This window comes from Rhodococcus sp. X156 (assembly GCF_004006015.1).
Classification (GTDB): Bacteria; Actinomycetota; Actinomycetes; order Mycobacteriales; family Mycobacteriaceae; genus X156.
The window spans coordinates 36,758-50,869 of the sequence record NZ_CP034766.1; the positions used below are offsets into that span (position 1 = coordinate 36,758).

At 72.2% G+C, this 14,112-nt stretch carries 13 protein-coding genes; 6 read left to right on the plus strand and 7 right to left on the minus strand.

The genetic code is table 11. The features are described 5' to 3' along the window. Positions 1-85: 85 nt before the first annotated feature. The gene (locus ELX43_RS00180; protein WP_206518060.1) at positions 86-910 is read right to left on the minus strand and encodes a VOC family protein; all 825 of its coding nucleotides are present in this window, start codon (positions 908-910) and stop codon (positions 86-88) included. Between the two features lie 102 nt (positions 911-1,012). Beyond that, positions 1,013-2,401 (minus strand): glucose-6-phosphate dehydrogenase (NADP(+)), encoded by a 1,389-nt coding sequence (locus tag ELX43_RS00185; RefSeq protein WP_277601735.1) that lies wholly within the window; start codon positions 2,399-2,401, stop codon positions 1,013-1,015. Positions 2,402-2,516: 115 nt separating this feature from the next. Here ELX43_RS00185 and ELX43_RS00190 point away from each other — a divergent pair, with 115 nt between their 5' ends. From ELX43_RS00190 to ELX43_RS00200, 3 genes are all read left to right on the plus strand, one after another. Further along, complete coding sequence (locus tag ELX43_RS00190; protein ID WP_127781609.1) at positions 2,517-2,741, plus strand: RNA-binding S4 domain-containing protein; 225 nt, start codon at positions 2,517-2,519, stop codon at positions 2,739-2,741. Between the two features lie 133 nt (positions 2,742-2,874). Then, positions 2,875-3,642: an ABC transporter ATP-binding protein gene (locus tag ELX43_RS00195; RefSeq protein WP_127781610.1), complete on the plus strand. Its 768-nt coding sequence runs from the start codon at positions 2,875-2,877 to the stop codon at positions 3,640-3,642. Between the two features lie 21 nt (positions 3,643-3,663). Then, positions 3,664-6,162 (plus strand): FtsX-like permease family protein, encoded by a 2,499-nt coding sequence (locus tag ELX43_RS00200; protein WP_127784547.1) that lies wholly within the window; start codon positions 3,664-3,666, stop codon positions 6,160-6,162. Between the two features lie 97 nt (positions 6,163-6,259). Here the strand turns inward: ELX43_RS00200 and ELX43_RS00205 are convergent, their stop codons facing one another. Further along, positions 6,260-7,315 (minus strand): acyl-CoA desaturase, encoded by a 1,056-nt coding sequence (locus ELX43_RS00205; protein ID WP_346773876.1) that lies wholly within the window; start codon positions 7,313-7,315, stop codon positions 6,260-6,262. Between the two features lie 291 nt (positions 7,316-7,606). Continuing rightward, positions 7,607-8,725, minus strand: coding sequence for a ferredoxin reductase (locus ELX43_RS00210; RefSeq protein ID WP_164860533.1), 1,119 nt, complete (start codon positions 8,723-8,725; stop codon positions 7,607-7,609). Positions 8,726-8,855: 130 nt separating this feature from the next. Here ELX43_RS00210 and ELX43_RS00215 point away from each other — a divergent pair, with 130 nt between their 5' ends. From ELX43_RS00215 to ELX43_RS00225, 3 genes are all read left to right on the plus strand, one after another. After that, on the plus strand, positions 8,856-9,521 hold the full coding sequence (locus ELX43_RS00215; protein WP_127781612.1) for a TetR family transcriptional regulator: 666 nt from the start codon (positions 8,856-8,858) through the stop codon (positions 9,519-9,521). Positions 9,522-9,615: 94 nt separating this feature from the next. Further along, on the plus strand, positions 9,616-11,169 hold the full coding sequence (locus ELX43_RS00220) for a succinic semialdehyde dehydrogenase (RefSeq protein WP_127781613.1): 1,554 nt from the start codon (positions 9,616-9,618) through the stop codon (positions 11,167-11,169). Positions 11,170-11,214: 45 nt separating this feature from the next. Continuing rightward, positions 11,215-11,886, plus strand: coding sequence for an SDR family oxidoreductase (locus ELX43_RS00225; RefSeq protein ID WP_127781614.1), 672 nt, complete (start codon positions 11,215-11,217; stop codon positions 11,884-11,886). Here ELX43_RS00225 and ELX43_RS00230 read toward each other — a convergent pair. Genes ELX43_RS00230 through ELX43_RS00240 form a run of 3 tightly spaced genes read right to left on the minus strand, consistent with a single transcriptional unit; the run spans position 11,883 to position 14,091 of the window. Beyond that, entirely contained in the window at positions 11,883-12,842 is a 960-nt protein-coding gene (locus tag ELX43_RS00230) for a CopD family protein (RefSeq protein WP_127781615.1), read from the minus strand. The genes ELX43_RS00225 and ELX43_RS00230 overlap by 4 nt on opposite strands. Beyond that, on the minus strand, positions 12,839-13,402 hold the full coding sequence (locus ELX43_RS00235) for a copper resistance CopC family protein (RefSeq protein ID WP_241249455.1): 564 nt from the start codon (positions 13,400-13,402) through the stop codon (positions 12,839-12,841). Before ELX43_RS00235 ends, ELX43_RS00230 begins: the two co-directional genes overlap by 4 nt. Then, complete coding sequence (locus tag ELX43_RS00240; RefSeq protein WP_127781616.1) at positions 13,399-14,091, minus strand: YcnI family protein; 693 nt, start codon at positions 14,089-14,091, stop codon at positions 13,399-13,401. The genes ELX43_RS00235 and ELX43_RS00240 overlap by 4 nt, the downstream gene beginning before the upstream one ends. Positions 14,092-14,112 lie beyond the last annotated feature (21 nt).

Genomic DNA, 14,112 nt, shown 5'->3' on the forward strand with positions numbered 1-14,112 from the left:
TGTTGCCTCGCCGCACGAGCGCCGACGGTGCTCCGCCGCAGGTCAGGGGCGTGCGCCGAAGGCGTTGCGCCCGAGTCGAAACGGCTCAGACGTCGGGCTCGCCCACCAGGGTCACCACGGAGAACACGTCCCCGGCAGGACCCTGCACCACGGCCAGCCGGCCGGCGGCGGTGTCCACCGGGTCGTTGAGCACGCGGGCGCCGAGCTCGGCTGCGCCGGCCACGGTGGCATCGGTGTCTGCGGAGGAGAAGTAGGTCATCCAGTGCGGCGGGATCTCCAGCGGGACGTCCTCGCCGAGCTGCGCCACCCCGCTGATGGTGCGTCCGTTGCTCTCGATCGAGCAGTACACCCACTCGTCGTCGCTGAGGTCGCGGGTGGTGTAGCCGAAGACCCGCCGGTAGAAGCCGGTGACCTCGGCGTAGTCGCGGGTCATCACCTCGTTCCAGCACACCGTGCCCGGCTCGCCCACCAGCTCTGCGCCGATGAGGCTGCCCGCCTGCCACAGTCCGAACCGCGCTCCACCAGGGTCGACGGCCAGCGCCCGCCGTCCCCCCGGCACGTCGGTGGGTGCAGTGGTCACCACGCCGCCGGAGCTGGTGACCCGCGCCGCGGTGGTGTCCACGTTCTCCACGGCCAGGTACGTCGTCCAGGCCGGCACCGGGCTCTCTGGCGCGCTGGGCAGCTCGCCCAGCCCAGCCACCGGGACCCCGTCCAGGGTGGCCAGCAGGTAGGCCGGGGCTGACGTGTCGGGCCCAGCGGTGTCGGTGGTGGGGTGGGCCAGCGGCTCCGGGGCGCGGAAGTCCCAGCCGAAGACGCCTGCGTAGAACTGCCGGGCCGCGTCCAGGTCGGGCACCATCAGCTCGAACCAGCAGGGAGTGCCCTCTGGCCAGGGCTGGCTGCGGCGGGTCACCGCGGGTCCGGCGCTGGGCTGGGCAACGGTGCACTCACGGGTCTGCCTCCCTGCCTGCCGGGTGCTCTAGTTCACAGTAGCCCGGCCGCGGTGCGACCCCGCTCAGCCCGTGATCAGCCAGCGGCCGGGGTCGGCGAGCCGGTCGGCTGCGGCCGGGCCCATGCTGCCCGGCTCGTAGGGCTGCAGCGCGGGACGGTTGGCCAGCAGCGGCTCCGCCACCTCCCAGACGTGCGCCAGGCCGTCGGGACGGGTGAACAGCGACCGGTCGCCCTGCAGGATGTCGTGGATCAGCCGCGCGTACGCCGACAGCGGCTCCCCGCCCGCCACCTCGCCCAGCGACAGGGTGGAGGTGCCCACCCCGAGGCTGAACTGTGGACCCGGCGCCTTGACCACCATGGACAGGTCTAGCTCGCCGCTGCCGCGCAGGGAGAACGACACCACCTCGCAGTCGGTGGGCAGCTCGCCGCTGAACGGACCCGACGCGGGCGGGCGCAGCACCAGGCTGACCCGCTGCTCGGTGAGCGCCAGCTGCTTGCCGGTGCGCAGCAGGAACGGCACGCCCTGCCAGCGCTCGGTGTCCACCCACATCCGGGCGGCCACGAAGGTGTCGGTGGTGGAGTCGGCGGCCACCCCCTCGGTGTCGGTGTAGCCGGCGAACTGGCCGAGCACCACCTCCTCCGGGTCCAGCGGGCGGAAGGCGTCGATGACCGCCTCGCGGGCGCTCTGCAGGTCTTCGGCGGCCAGGCTCGTGGGCGGCTCCATCGCCACCTCCGCGGCCACCTGGAACAGGTGGGTGACCAGCATGTCCAGCACCGCACCGGTGGAGTCGTAGAACTCCGCGCGCTCGGCGATGCCCAGCTCCTCGGGCACGTCGATCTGCACCTGGGCGATGTGCCGGTGGTTCCAGGCCCCCGCGAACAAGCCGTTGGCGAAGCGCAACACGTGCAGGTTCTGGGTGGCCTCCTTGCCCAGGAAGTGGTCGATCCGGTACACCTGCTGCTCCTGCAGCACCGAGTGCACCATCTCGTTGAGCTCGCGGAAGCTCTGCTCGGAGGTGCCGAAGGGCTTCTCGTAGACCACCCGGGATCCCTCGGCCAGCCCGTGCGCCCCGATGCCTTCGGTGATGCCGGCGAAGGCGGTGGGCGGGACCGCCAGGTACAGCACCCGCTGGGGATCCGCCGCGCCCACGTCCTTGGCTGCGAGGTCCAGCACCTCCAGCAGCTGACCGGCGTCGTCGCCGCTGAAGCCGCCGCCGGCGAACAGCAGCCGCGCGCTGAACTCCTCCCACGGTCCGTCGTCGGGATGGGTGCCGAACTCGGCCAGCACGTCGTGCACGTGCGCGCGGAACTCGTCGTGGCTGCGCTCGCCCCGACCGCTGCCGACCAGCCGCCACTCCGGCGGGAGCAGGCCCTCGGCAGCCAGCTGGAAGAACGCCGGCAGCACCATGCGCCTGGCCAGGTCCCCGGTCGCGCCGTAGAGCACGAACAGGATGGGTTCTGCGGCACCGGAGCTGGCGTCGTCGGGGTGGGGGCGGGTGCTGGTGTCGGCCACGGTCCCAGCCTTGCCGGTGGTGGGCGATCCTGCCACCCCGGTGCATGATCAGGGGGTGCCACAACCCGTCGACGTCCCCATCCGTGACGACACCATCCGTCTCGGGCAGTTCCTGAAGCTCGCCAACCTGCTGGACTCCGGGGCGGAGGCCAAGGCGCTCATCGCCGACGGCCTGGTGCAGGTGGACGGCGAGGTGGAGCTGCGCCGTGGCCGCCAGCTGCACGGTGGCGAGGTGGTCTCCGTCCCCGGCGGGGCCGCGCGGGTCGTCACCGGCGGCTGACCGAGGGGGTGACCCTGACGTGCTCGGGGCCGCACCCTGAGCACGGACACCGGGTTGTCACCCTGTTGGCGGGTCGGCCAATCATCCTGCAGGGGGATGCGCCGGGCGGCCACCGTGACCAAGGATCGTCCCCATGACTGAAGTTGACACCTCCACCCCCCACCAGGTCCGTGGCTCGATCGTCGCCCGGGCGGTCGAGCTGTCCAAGACCTACGGCAGCGGTGACACCCGGGTGGAGGCGCTGCGCGCGGTCTCCACCGAGTTCACCCAGGGCGAGTTCACCGCCATCATGGGTCCGTCCGGCTCCGGCAAGTCCACCTTGATGCACTGCCTGGCCGGTCTGGACTCGGCCACCTCCGGTGAGGTGGTCATCGGCCAGACCCAGCTGAGCACCCTGTCGGACAAGCAGATGACCCAGCTGCGGCGGGACCGCATCGGCTTCGTGTTCCAGAGCTTCAACCTGGTGCCCACGCTGACCGCGCTGGAGAACATCACGCTGCCGATGGACATAGCCGGGCGCAAGCCCGACGGGGCCTGGCTCGACCAGGTGATCGACACCCTGGGTCTGCGCGACCGGCTGGGTCATCGACCCTCCGAGCTCTCCGGTGGTCAGCAGCAGCGGGTGGCGTGCGCCAGGGCGCTGGCCAGCCAGCCGGAGATCATCTTCGCCGACGAGCCCACCGGCAACCTCGACTCCCGCTCCTCCGGCGAGGTGATGAACATCTTGCGCACCTCGGTGGACACCCTGGGGCAGACGGTCGTCATCGTCACCCACGACCCCCGGGCCGCCAGCTGGGCCGACCGGGTGGTCTTCCTGGCCGACGGACAGGTCGTGGACGAGATGACCGACCCGACGGCCGAGCGGGTGCTCGACCGGATGAAGCGCTTCGAGGCGGCCTGAGCCATGTCCTCCTCCACCGCCATGCGCCGCGTCTCCCTCCGCAACCTCGTCGCGCACAAGGTGCGCCTGCTGCTCACCGTGCTGTCGGTGGTGCTCGGCACCGCGTTCGTCGCCGGCTCCTTCATCTTCACCGACACCCTGCAGAGCACCTTCAACGGCATCTTCGAGGACACCGCCCAGGGCGTGGACGTGCGGGTGCAGAGCGAGGAGGCCCGCTCCAGCGGGGTGCCGCTGTCCGACGTCGAGGCGATCCGCGCCGTGCCCGGCGTGCGCACCGTGCAGGTGGCGGTGTCCACCCCCGTGGTGCTGCTGGACTCCGCGGGCGACCCGGTGCAGGGCGGCGGGGCTCCCAGCATGGGCGAGGCCTACGTCGCTGACGACCAGCGCATCGGGGACCCGCTGCCGTTCCTGTCCGGCCGCCCACCGGCTGCTGCTGGGGAGATCGCGCTCAACCAGGGTGCGGCCGACAACGCGGGGCTGGCCCCTGGTGACCGCACCAAGGTGCTCGTCCCCGCACAGGGCACCGTGGACGTCGTCATCTCCGGCATCTACGACACCGAGGCGGACACCGGTGGCTACGTGGGAGCGCTGTTCACCAGCGCCCAGGCGCGTCAGCTGTTCACCGACGGCAACCACGTCACCTGGGTGGACGTCGCCGGTGCCGGGCTCTCCCAGGAGGAGGTGCGCGACCGGGTGGCCCAGGCGCTGCCCGGGCTGAAGGTGCAGACCGGTGACCAGGTGCGCGCGGACACCCAGGCGGAGGTGAACCAGGCGCTGAGCTTCGTCAACTACTTCCTGCTGGCGTTCGGCGCCATCGCCCTGCTGGTGGGGACCTTCATCATCTACAACACCTTCTCCATGATCGTGGCCCAGCGGCTGCGCGAGCTGGCGCTGCTGCGGGCCATCGGCGCCAGTCGCCGCCAGCTCAGCCGCTCGGTGATCCTGGAGGCGGTGGTGGTCGGCCTGGTCGGCAGCGTGGTCGGCCTGGCCGCGGGCGTGGGCCTGGCCTACGGGCTGCGCAGCCTGCTCAACAGCTTCAACCTCGGGCTGCCCGAAGGTTCTCTGCAGCTGGCCCCGCGCACCGTGGTGGTGGCGCTGGTGGTGGGCGTGGTGGTCACCGTGATCAGCGCCTACGCCCCGGCTCGGCGGGCCTCGCGCATCCCGCCGGTGCAGGCGATGCGAGAGGAGTTCGCCTCCACCGGCACCTCGCTGCGCGGGCGCACCATCGTCGCCGCGGTCGTCGGGGTGCTCGGGGTGGCGGCGGTGGGGGCCGGCGCGGCCAGCACCGGTGGTGGGGCCGCCAGCCTCGTGGGGCTGGGCGCGCTGCTGCTGATCGTGGCGGTGCTGCTCGGTGCGCCGGCGTTCTCCCAGCCGGTGATCGGCGCGCTCGGTGCTCCGCTGCGCGGCCCGGTGGGTCGGCTGGCCCGCACCAACGCCGTGCGCAACCCGCGGCGCACCGCCGCCACCGCCTTCGCGCTCACCCTGGGGCTGATGCTGGTCTCGGCGATCGGGATGTTCGGGGCGTCGGCCAAGGCCAGCCTGAACAGCGTGGTGGACAACGACGTCACCGCGGACTACGTCCTGAGCGGGCCGGACATGATCGGGGTGCCCTACGCGGCCAGCGACACGGTGCAGCCGGTGCCGGGCGTGGGCCAGGTGGTCGCCGTGCAGAACGTCCGGGTGCAGATCGACGGGGCCGACGAGCTCGGTGCCGCAGTGGACGGTGACCCCGGGCAGGTGATGGTCGTCGACGCCCAGCAGGGCGACGTGGCGGTGACCGGGACCGACATGGCCGTCTCGGAGACCGCTGCCCAGAGCAACGGGTGGCGGATGGGGGACACCGTGGCGCTCACCAGCCCGGACGGGCGGACGGTGCCCACCACGGTCACCGGGGTGTACGCGGACAACCAGCTGCTCGGCGACTGGGTGGTCTCCGAGCAGGTGTACCGCGACGTCACCCCCGCGCAGGAGCAGGTGCACGCGGTGGTGCTGGTGAAGGCTGCACCTGGCGCCGACCTGGCCACGCTGCGCACCGGGCTGGAGCAGGCCACCGACCCGCTGCTGGTGGTGCAGGTGCAGGACCGCGAGCAGTTCAAGGGTTCGCTGGCCAGCCAGATCGACACCCTGCTGGCGGTGCTCTACGGGCTGCTGGCGCTGGCCATCGTCATCGCGGTGCTGGGCATCATCAACACCCTGGCGCTGTCGGTGGTGGAGCGGCGCCGGGAGATCGGGATGCTGCGGGCGGTGGGCATGCAACGGGCCCAGGTGCGGCGCAACGTCTACCTCGAGTCCATGCTCATCGCCATCTTCGGCGCCCTGGTCGGGGTGGCCCTGGGGCTGGGCTTCGGCTGGGCGTTCGTGCGGACCCTGCGCGACTCCGGCCTCGGCGAGGTGGCGGTGCCGTGGACCCAGGTGGTGATCATGCTGGTCGGCTCGGCGGTGGTGGGCGTGCTGGCTGCGCTGTGGCCGGCGTCCCGGGCGGCACGCACCCGGCCGCTGGACGCCATCACCGGCGGCTAGGGCGACCCCCTGAGAAGGGCATTAAGGGCCCGGAACGCCGTGTCTCCGGCTCTGCCGGGGCGTTCCGGGCCCTTGTGGTCCGAAGTGCGGTGCCTGCTCAGGCGGCCTGGGGGGTGGCGGCGGCGGTGGGGGTCTTGTCGTCACCGCGCCCGGTCCAGGGCAGCGCCAGCTTGATGATCTTCTTGGCCACCGAGCCGAGCTGGGCGGAGAGCCCACCGGTGTTGTACGGCAGGCCGTAGCGCTCGCAGGCGTCCTTGACCGTGGCCGACATCTCGGCGTAGCGCCGGGCCGGGATGTCCGGGAACAGGTGGTGCTCGATCTGGTGGGACAGGTTTCCGGTGAGCACGTGGAACAGGGGGCTGCCGGTGATGTTGGCCGAGCCCAGCAGCTGGCGCAGGTACCACTGCCCGCGGCTCTCCTGCTCCGCCTCCTCCTCGGTGAAGGTGGCCACGCCGTCGGGGAAGTGCCCGCAGAAGATGATGGAGAAGGTCCACAGGTTGCGGATCAGGTTGGCCGAGGCGTTGCCCGCCAGGGTGATCGGCGCGAACGGGCCGGACAGCAGGGGGAAGAGCACGTAGTCCTTGCCCACCTGCTTCATCGACTTGCGGACGATCTTCTTGCGGACCTCGGAGGTGTCCGCCCACCGCTTCTCGCCGGTGACGAGCTTCTCCACCTCCATGTCGTGCAGCATCACGCCCCACTGGAAGAACGTGGCCAGCGCCACCGCGTACAGCGGGTTGCCCAGGTAGTAGAGGTTCCACTTCTGCGCCTCGCTCATGCGCAGGATGCCGTAGCCCACGTCGCGGTCCTTGCCCACGATGTTGGTGTACGTGTGGTGCATGTAGTTGTGCGAGTGCTTCCAGTTCTCCGAGGGGCACACCGTGTCCCACTCGAAGACCAGGGAGTTCAGGGCCTCGTCGCGCATCCAGTCGTACTGGCCGTGCATGACGTTGTGGCCGATCTCCATGTTGTCGATGATCTTCGACAGCGCGAGCGCGCCCACGCCGGCGACGAACGCGGGCGGGAAGATGCCCACCGCCAGCAGGCCACGGCCCAGCAGCTCGAGCTTGCGCTGCTTGTCCACCACGTTGCGCAGGTAGTTGGCGTCGGCCTCGCCCAGGTCCTCCACGATGCGCTTGCGCAGCGCGTCCATCTCCGCGCCGAAGGCGTCGATCTGCTCCAGCGTCAGGTCCGGCCGGCCGGCCTCCTGGTCGGGGTGACCGGGGTGGCGCAGCGGCAGGGAGGTGGTGGACTTGGGCAGGATCGGGTGGTGCTCGGGCAGGCCGTCGGCGAACACCGACTTCTTGCCCGACGGGGTGGTGCTGGAGCCGTTCTGCTCCGCCGGCACCGTCGGGCTGGTGTCGGTCGAGGTCTGCTTGGCGGGGCCGGTCTGGGTGGTGTTCCGGCCGATGGTGCGATCAGTGGTGGCAGTCATGAGTACTCCCTAGAGATCGACAGTGACGTCGCCGCCGACGGGCACGGTGACGCAGAGCTGGATGTCGGCTTCGGACTCGGTGGTCACTTCGCCGGTGTGCAGGTGCTGGACGTTTCCGGCGGTCTTGCGCCGGGTGCAGGAGAAGCAGATGCCCATGCGGCAGCCGTACTCCGGGGTGAGCCCGAGCGCCTCGGCCTGCTCCAGCAGGGGGCGCCCGGTGTTGTCGGCGGACTTGCCGCTCTTGCTGAACGAGACGGTGCCGGTGATCTCGCCGTCGGTGGGCACGATGGCCGCCGGCGGGTCGAACTGCTCGGCCTTGAGCAGGTGCTCCAGGTCGTGCTCGGCCCACAGCGCTCGCACGTCCTCCACCAGCCGGGCCGAGCCGCACACGTAGGAGGTGGCTTGGCGCCACCCGGGCACGTGCTGCTCGAGCTGGTCGGCGGAGAACCGCCCGGTGATGCCGTCGCGGTCGTTGTCCTCCTGGGTGCACACCCGCAGCAGCTGGACGTTGTCGTGCTCGGCGGCGAGCCGGGTGAGCTCGTCGTCGTAGGGCACGTCCTCGGCCCGCCGGGTGTAGTGCAGGAACGTCACGCGCCCCGTGTACCCCTCGTCACACAGGGTGCGCAGCATCGACATCACCGGGGTGATCCCGCTGCCGCCGCTGACCAGCAGCACCTGCGCCGGCCGGGGTGACGGCAGCACGAAGTCACCCTGGGCCTGGGTGATGTGCACGACCGTGCCCGGGGCCAGGTCGCTGTGCAGGAACCCGGAGACCAGGCCGTCGGGGCCCTTGCGCACGGTGAACTCCAGCAGCCCGTCGCGGTGGTGCTCGGAGCTGGTCACCGAGTAGCAGCGGCTGCGCCGCACCCCGGCGATGATCAGCGTGAACACCACGTGCTGACCGGCCTGGAAGCCGCGCCAGTTGCTGTTGGGTTGCACCTGCAGGGTGATGCTCTCCGGGGCGGAGCGGTGCACCGAGGTGACCACGCCACGCACCTCGCGCAGCGACCACGTGGGGTTGATCATCTCCAGGTAGCGGTCCGGGCTGTGCGGCGTCGCGAGCCGCTCGAGCAGCGGAACCCCTACCTTGGCCAGGAGCCCCGGGCGCGGGTTCGCTGGCGTCGGCATCTGGTTTGCTGGTGCTTGTGTGGACATTCGCTGCTCCTTCGGGGCACTGCGCAGGGCCGCACGGAGGCGGTGCACACTCTGGGAGTACAGGTGTGCGCTCGGAGCACACGCTACGCGGAAGGAGGCCTCAGTGAACAGTCGTGCGCTCAGTGAGGTCGATCACGGTGAGGGGCCGCACGGCGACGAGCCCCGTGAGTCTCGCGAGACCCGCAAGCAGCGCACTCACCGGGCCCTGCTGGACGCGGCTCTGGAGCTCACCGAGGAGCAGGGGTTCAGCAGCGTCAGCCTGCGCCAGGTGACCAAGGCCGCCGGGATCGTGCCCACCGCGTTCTACCGTCACTACGAGAGCATGGACGCGCTGGGGGAGACCCTGGTGACCGAGTCGTTCACCACGCTGCGCGGCATGATCCGCGCCGTCCGCTCCGAGACCGAGGACTACTACGAGGTCATCCACCGGTCCGTGGTGGTGCTGGTGCGCTACGTGCACCTGCACCGGGCGCACTTCCGGTTCATCATCCGGGAGCGCTCCGGCGGGGTGCGGGTGATCCGCGAGTCGGTGCAGCACCACCTGCGGCTGTTCGTCACCGAGCTGGCCACCGACCTGGCCTCCTACCCGGTGGTCGACGAGTGGCTGGAGTCCGACCGCGAGCTGCTGGCGCAGATGATCGTCAACCAGATGGTGGTGGTGGCCGAGCAGATCCTGGACCAGCCCGGGGACGAGGACGCGGCCATCGCCCGGGCCGAGCGCCAGCTGCGGATGATCCTGGTCGGCGTGGTCTCCTGGCGCAGCGAGTAGCGGCAGCGCCTGCTGCGGTGCGGCTCACGCTACTGCCGGGTAGGTTGGTGTGAACCGCTGTCACACACCTTGCGTCACCACCGGGAGTGCCTTCATGCCTGTCCCCAGCCCCGACGTCTTCAAGCGTCTGGCCGCGCACATCGCCATTCCGGCGGAGGCCCAGCGCGACAGCTCGACGGTCATCGAGCCCTTCACCGGCAACACCCTCGCCACCGTCCCCATGGGCACGGCCGAGGACGTCGAGCAGGCGGTGCGCCGTGCCCGGGCCGCCCAGAAGTCCTGGTCGCAGCTGCCGGTGACCGCGCGCGCCGCGGTGCTCAACCGCTACCACGACCTGGTCCTGGAGCGCCGCGAGCAGCTGATCGACATGGCGCAGGCGGAGACCGGCAAGTCCCGGCTGGCTGCGGCCGAGGAGATCATGGACGTGGCCCTCACGGCGCGCTACTACGCGCGGGCCAGCGCCAAGCTGCTCGCCCCCAAGCGTCGGCAGGGCCTGTTCCCGGGCTTCACCAAGACCGTGGTGCACCACCAGCCCAAGGGTGTCGTCGGCGTCATCGCCCCCTGGAACTACCCGCTCACCCTCGCCGTCACCGACGCGCTGGCCGCGCTGATGGCCGGCAACGGCGTGGTGATCAAGCCGGACCGCCAGACCCCGCACACCGCGCTGGCCGCCATCGAGCTGCTCTACGAGGCGGGGCTGCCCCAGGACCTCTACGCCGTGGTCACCGGCGCGGGCTCGGTGGTCGGCACCGCCATCGTGGAGAACACCGACTACCTGATGTTCACCGGCTCCACCGCCACCGGGCGCACGCTGGCTGAGCAGACCGGTCGCCGCCTCATCGGCTTCTCCGCCGAGCTCGGCGGCAAGAACCCGATGATCGTCACCGCCGGGGTGGACATCCCCAAGGTGGTCAACGCCGCCATCCGCGCCTGCTTCGCCAACTCCGGCCAGCTGTGCATCTCCATCGAGCGCCTCTACGTGGAGCAGTCCATCGCCGAGGAGTTCACCCGCGCCTTCGCCGAGCGGGTGCGCGCGGTCAAGCTGGGCGCGGGCTACGACTACGGCCCGGAGATGGGCAGCCTGGCCTCCCAGGACCAGCTGGACACCGTGAGCGCGCAGGTGCAGGACGCCCTGGCCAAGGGTGCGACCGCGGTGGCCGGCGGCAAGGCCCGCCCCGACCTGGGCCCGTTTTTCCACGAGCCCACCGTGCTCACCGGCGTCACCGACGAGATGGACTGCGGCCGCAACGAGACCTTCGGCCCGGTGGTGTCCATCTACCCGGTGGCCGACGTCGAGGAGGCCATCGAGCGGGCCAACGACACCGAGTACGGCCTCAACGCCAGCGTCTGGGCCGCCACCCGCGCCCAGGGCGAGGCCATCGGCGCCCGCCTGCGCGCCGGCACCGTGAACGTCAACGAGGGCTACGCGGCGGCCTGGGGCAGCACCGACGCCCCGATGGGTGGCATGGGCACCTCCGGGATGGGCCGTCGTCACGGCGCCGAGGGGCTGCTCAAGTACACCGAGTCGCAGACCGTGGCCACCCAGCGCCTCGTCCCCGCCGCACCGCCGCGCGGGGTCTCCCAGAAGGCCTACACCTCGACGGTGTTCGCCCTGGTCAAGCTGATGAAGCACCTGCCGGGCCGCTAGCTCCACCGCACGGTCGCCCCACCTTCGAGCAACCAAGGAGAACTCATGCGCGTGGTCATCGCCGGCGGGCACGGCAAGATCGCCCAGCACCTGCTCAGGCTGCTGGCGGAGCGGGGCGACGACGCCGTCGCCCTGATCCGCAACCCCGCCCACATCGGCGACATCAGCGACCTGGGCGCGGACGCGGTGGTGCTCGACCTGGAGAGCGCCGACGTCGCCCAGGTGGCTGAGGTGCTGCAGGGTGCCGACGCCGTGGTCTTCGCGGCCGGAGCGGGCCCGGGCAGCAGCATCGAGCGCAAGGACACCGTGGACCGCGCCGGCTCGGTGCTGCTGGCCGACGGGGCGGAGCAGGCCGGGGTGCGTCGCTTCGTGCAGGTCAGCTCCTTCGGCGCCGGTGAGCCGGTGCCCGAGGGCACCGACGAGGTGTTCACCGCCTACCTGGCGGCCAAGACCGCCGCCGAGGACGACCTCACCCGCCGCGAGGGGCTGGACTGGACGGTGCTGCGCCCCGGTGGCCTCACTGACGAGGGCCCGACCGGCCTGGTGGCGCTGACGTCCCCGCCGCTGGAGCCCGGCCAGGTTCCTCGCGCCGACGTGGCTGCGGTGCTGCTGGCCCTGCTGGACACCCCGGCCACCGCGGGGCACACGCTCATGCTCACCTCGGGGGACACCCCGATCGCCGACGCCGTGCAGGCAGTGGTCGGGGCGAGCGGCTAGCCGGTGGTGGCCAGCGCGGTGGCCAGGCCCAGCGCGAGCCCCATCACCGCCACCTCCACCACCGCGCGCCGCAGCGAGACCTCGGCCGGCGTACGGTGGTCGGCCGCGGCGGGCACCCACCGGCGCCGCGCCAGCAGGCCCAGGCCGAGCAGCGCCGCCAGCACCACCACCTTGACCAGCACGATGCGTCCGTAGCCGGTGCTGAGCAGGGCTCCCACGCCGCCCACCTCGAGCAGCGCAGCTCCGGCGCCGCTCACGGCCAGGGCGAGCACGCACCAGCCGGCCAGCACCGAGAAGCGGGGCAGGGTGCGGGCCCAGGTGCCGCGGGCTGGACCCGCGGCCAGGGCGAGCGCCACCAGGCCGCCGCACCAGGTGGCCGCGGCCACCACGTGCACCACCACCAGCAGCTGGGCCAGCGCGCTGGCGTGGGCGTGGCCGGTGAGCGGCCGGGCCGCCAGGGCCACCACCGCCAGGGCCAGCACGCCGGCGCTGCTCCAGGCCGCGCCGGTGCGGCGGGCCACCGCGACCAGTGCCAGCAACGCCACGACGCAGCCGCAGACCACCAGCGCCACCGTGCCGCCGACCGTGGACTGCAGGTACGCGCCGACGCTGGCCGCCCGCACGGTGGGCAACGAGCGGCCGTCGGCCTCCGCCGCGGCCGCGGCCAGCAGCACCACCTCCGCCAGCAGCCACGCCGTGGCCAGCGCCAGCTGCGTGGTGTGCAGGCGCTGGGCCATCGCCGCCCGCCGACGCGGCTGCTCCAGGTACACCACCACGCAGGTGCCCAGCAGCGCGGCGCCGGCCAGCAGCGCCGCCAGCCGCAGGTAGTCCGAGGGCGGCTGGTGCGCCGGTCGCGACACCAGCGCCGCCACCAGCAGCCCGAGCAGTGCCGTGGGCGCGGCCACCAGCAGCACCAGCTGACGCCGGGTGCTGCTGGCCGCGCCCACGGTGCTCACTGCGGCGCGGAGCCCGTGCCGCTGCTCCGGCGGGGACCGCTGCGCAGGCCCACCACCAGGCCGAGGGCGAGCACCAGCACCGCCGCGCCCACCACGAACGGCCAGGCGGGCACCCCGTCGGAGTCGGCCGGCTGCTCGCTGCCCACGGCGCCCACCGCAGGCCCGGGCGTGCCCGTGCCCGGGGTGGTGAGGGTGAAGCTCACGGTGCCGGTGACCGGGTGGCTGTCGGCCGAGAGCACCCGGTAGGCCACCGTGTAGCGCCCGGCCGGGCCCAGCTCGGTGAGCGCCACCGTGGCGGTGGAGCCGGTGATGGTGGCGCTGCCGGTGGACCACTGGTTGCCGTCCGGCCCGACCACGCTCACCGAGCCGAACGCCGGCTGCAGCGGCTCGTTGAACGTCAGCGCGACCTGGGCCGGGCTGGTCGCCACCTCGGCGCCGTCAGCGGGATCGGAGCTCACCAGGTAGCTGTGCGCGGAGGCGGGACCGGCCCCCACCAGCAGGGCCAGGCCCAGCAGCAGGATCACCCCGGCGGCCCGCAGGCTGGCTCGGGCGCCGCTCACGCGTGCCTGCGGCTGCGCAGCACGGCTCCGGCGCCCAGCCCCAGGCCGAGCGCACCGAGGACGAGGCCGGCCCCGCCCAGCCAGCGTGCAGTGGTGTCGCTGCCGCTGGAGGCCTCGGGGGCGGTGCTCGACTGCGTGGCCGCGCTCGTCGAGCCGTGACCGGACGTCGGGGCAGCGGCAGCGAGGGTCAGCGACGGTGCCGGGTGCTCGGGCTCGTCGCCGTGCACGGTCGCCTGCTGGTCCCAGCGCACCACGGTGCCGTCGCTGTAGACCTGCTCGGCGGGCAGGCTCAGGCTGTCGGTGGTGGGCAGCGGGCCCACCTGCAGCAGGAACTGGCCGAACTGACCGTCGCCGATGGCAGCGCCGGGCTGAGCGGTCCAGGTGACCGAGGTGGGCACCGACGTCGCCGGGTCCTTCTCCACGGTGGCGGTCCAGCCCGGGGTTGGTGAGGTCCGCACCGACTTCATCGGCGCACCCTCACCGCTCTGGGCGGGCAGGGTGACCTTGAGGCCGGTGGTGGCGGCCGTGGGTGACTCGTTGGGCACCCGGAAGGTGAGCACGGTGTAGCCGCCCTGGGCGGCGTCGGGGCTGCTCACCGAGACGTGGGCGGCGGCCGTGCCGGTGGCCAGCGTGCCGGCCACGGTGAGCGCGCCGGCGGTGGCGCAGGCGCGCATGATCCAGCTGTTCATCAGTGTGGTCCTTGAGGTCAG

Bases quoted from the DNA above. Each gene is read 5' to 3' on its own strand.
- ELX43_RS00220 (WP_127781613.1), top strand. From the start codon at position 9,616: ATGCCTGTCCCCAGCCCCGACGTCTTCAAGCGTCTGGCCGCGCACATC.
- ELX43_RS00195 (WP_127781610.1), top strand. From the start codon at position 2,875: ATGACTGAAGTTGACACCTCCACCCCCCACCAGGTCCGTGGCTCGATC.
- ELX43_RS00210 (WP_164860533.1), bottom strand. From the start codon at position 8,725: ATGCCGACGCCAGCGAACCCGCGCCCGGGGCTCCTGGCCAAGGTAGGG.
- ELX43_RS00240 (WP_127781616.1), bottom strand. From the start codon at position 14,091: ATGAACAGCTGGATCATGCGCGCCTGCGCCACCGCCGGCGCGCTCACC.
- ELX43_RS00205 (WP_346773876.1), bottom strand. From the start codon at position 7,315: ATGGACGCGCTGCGCAAGCGCATCGTGGAGGACCTGGGCGAGGCCGAC.
- ELX43_RS00200 (WP_127784547.1), top strand. From the start codon at position 3,664: ATGCGCCGCGTCTCCCTCCGCAACCTCGTCGCGCACAAGGTGCGCCTG.
- ELX43_RS00225 (WP_127781614.1), top strand. From the start codon at position 11,215: ATGCGCGTGGTCATCGCCGGCGGGCACGGCAAGATCGCCCAGCACCTG.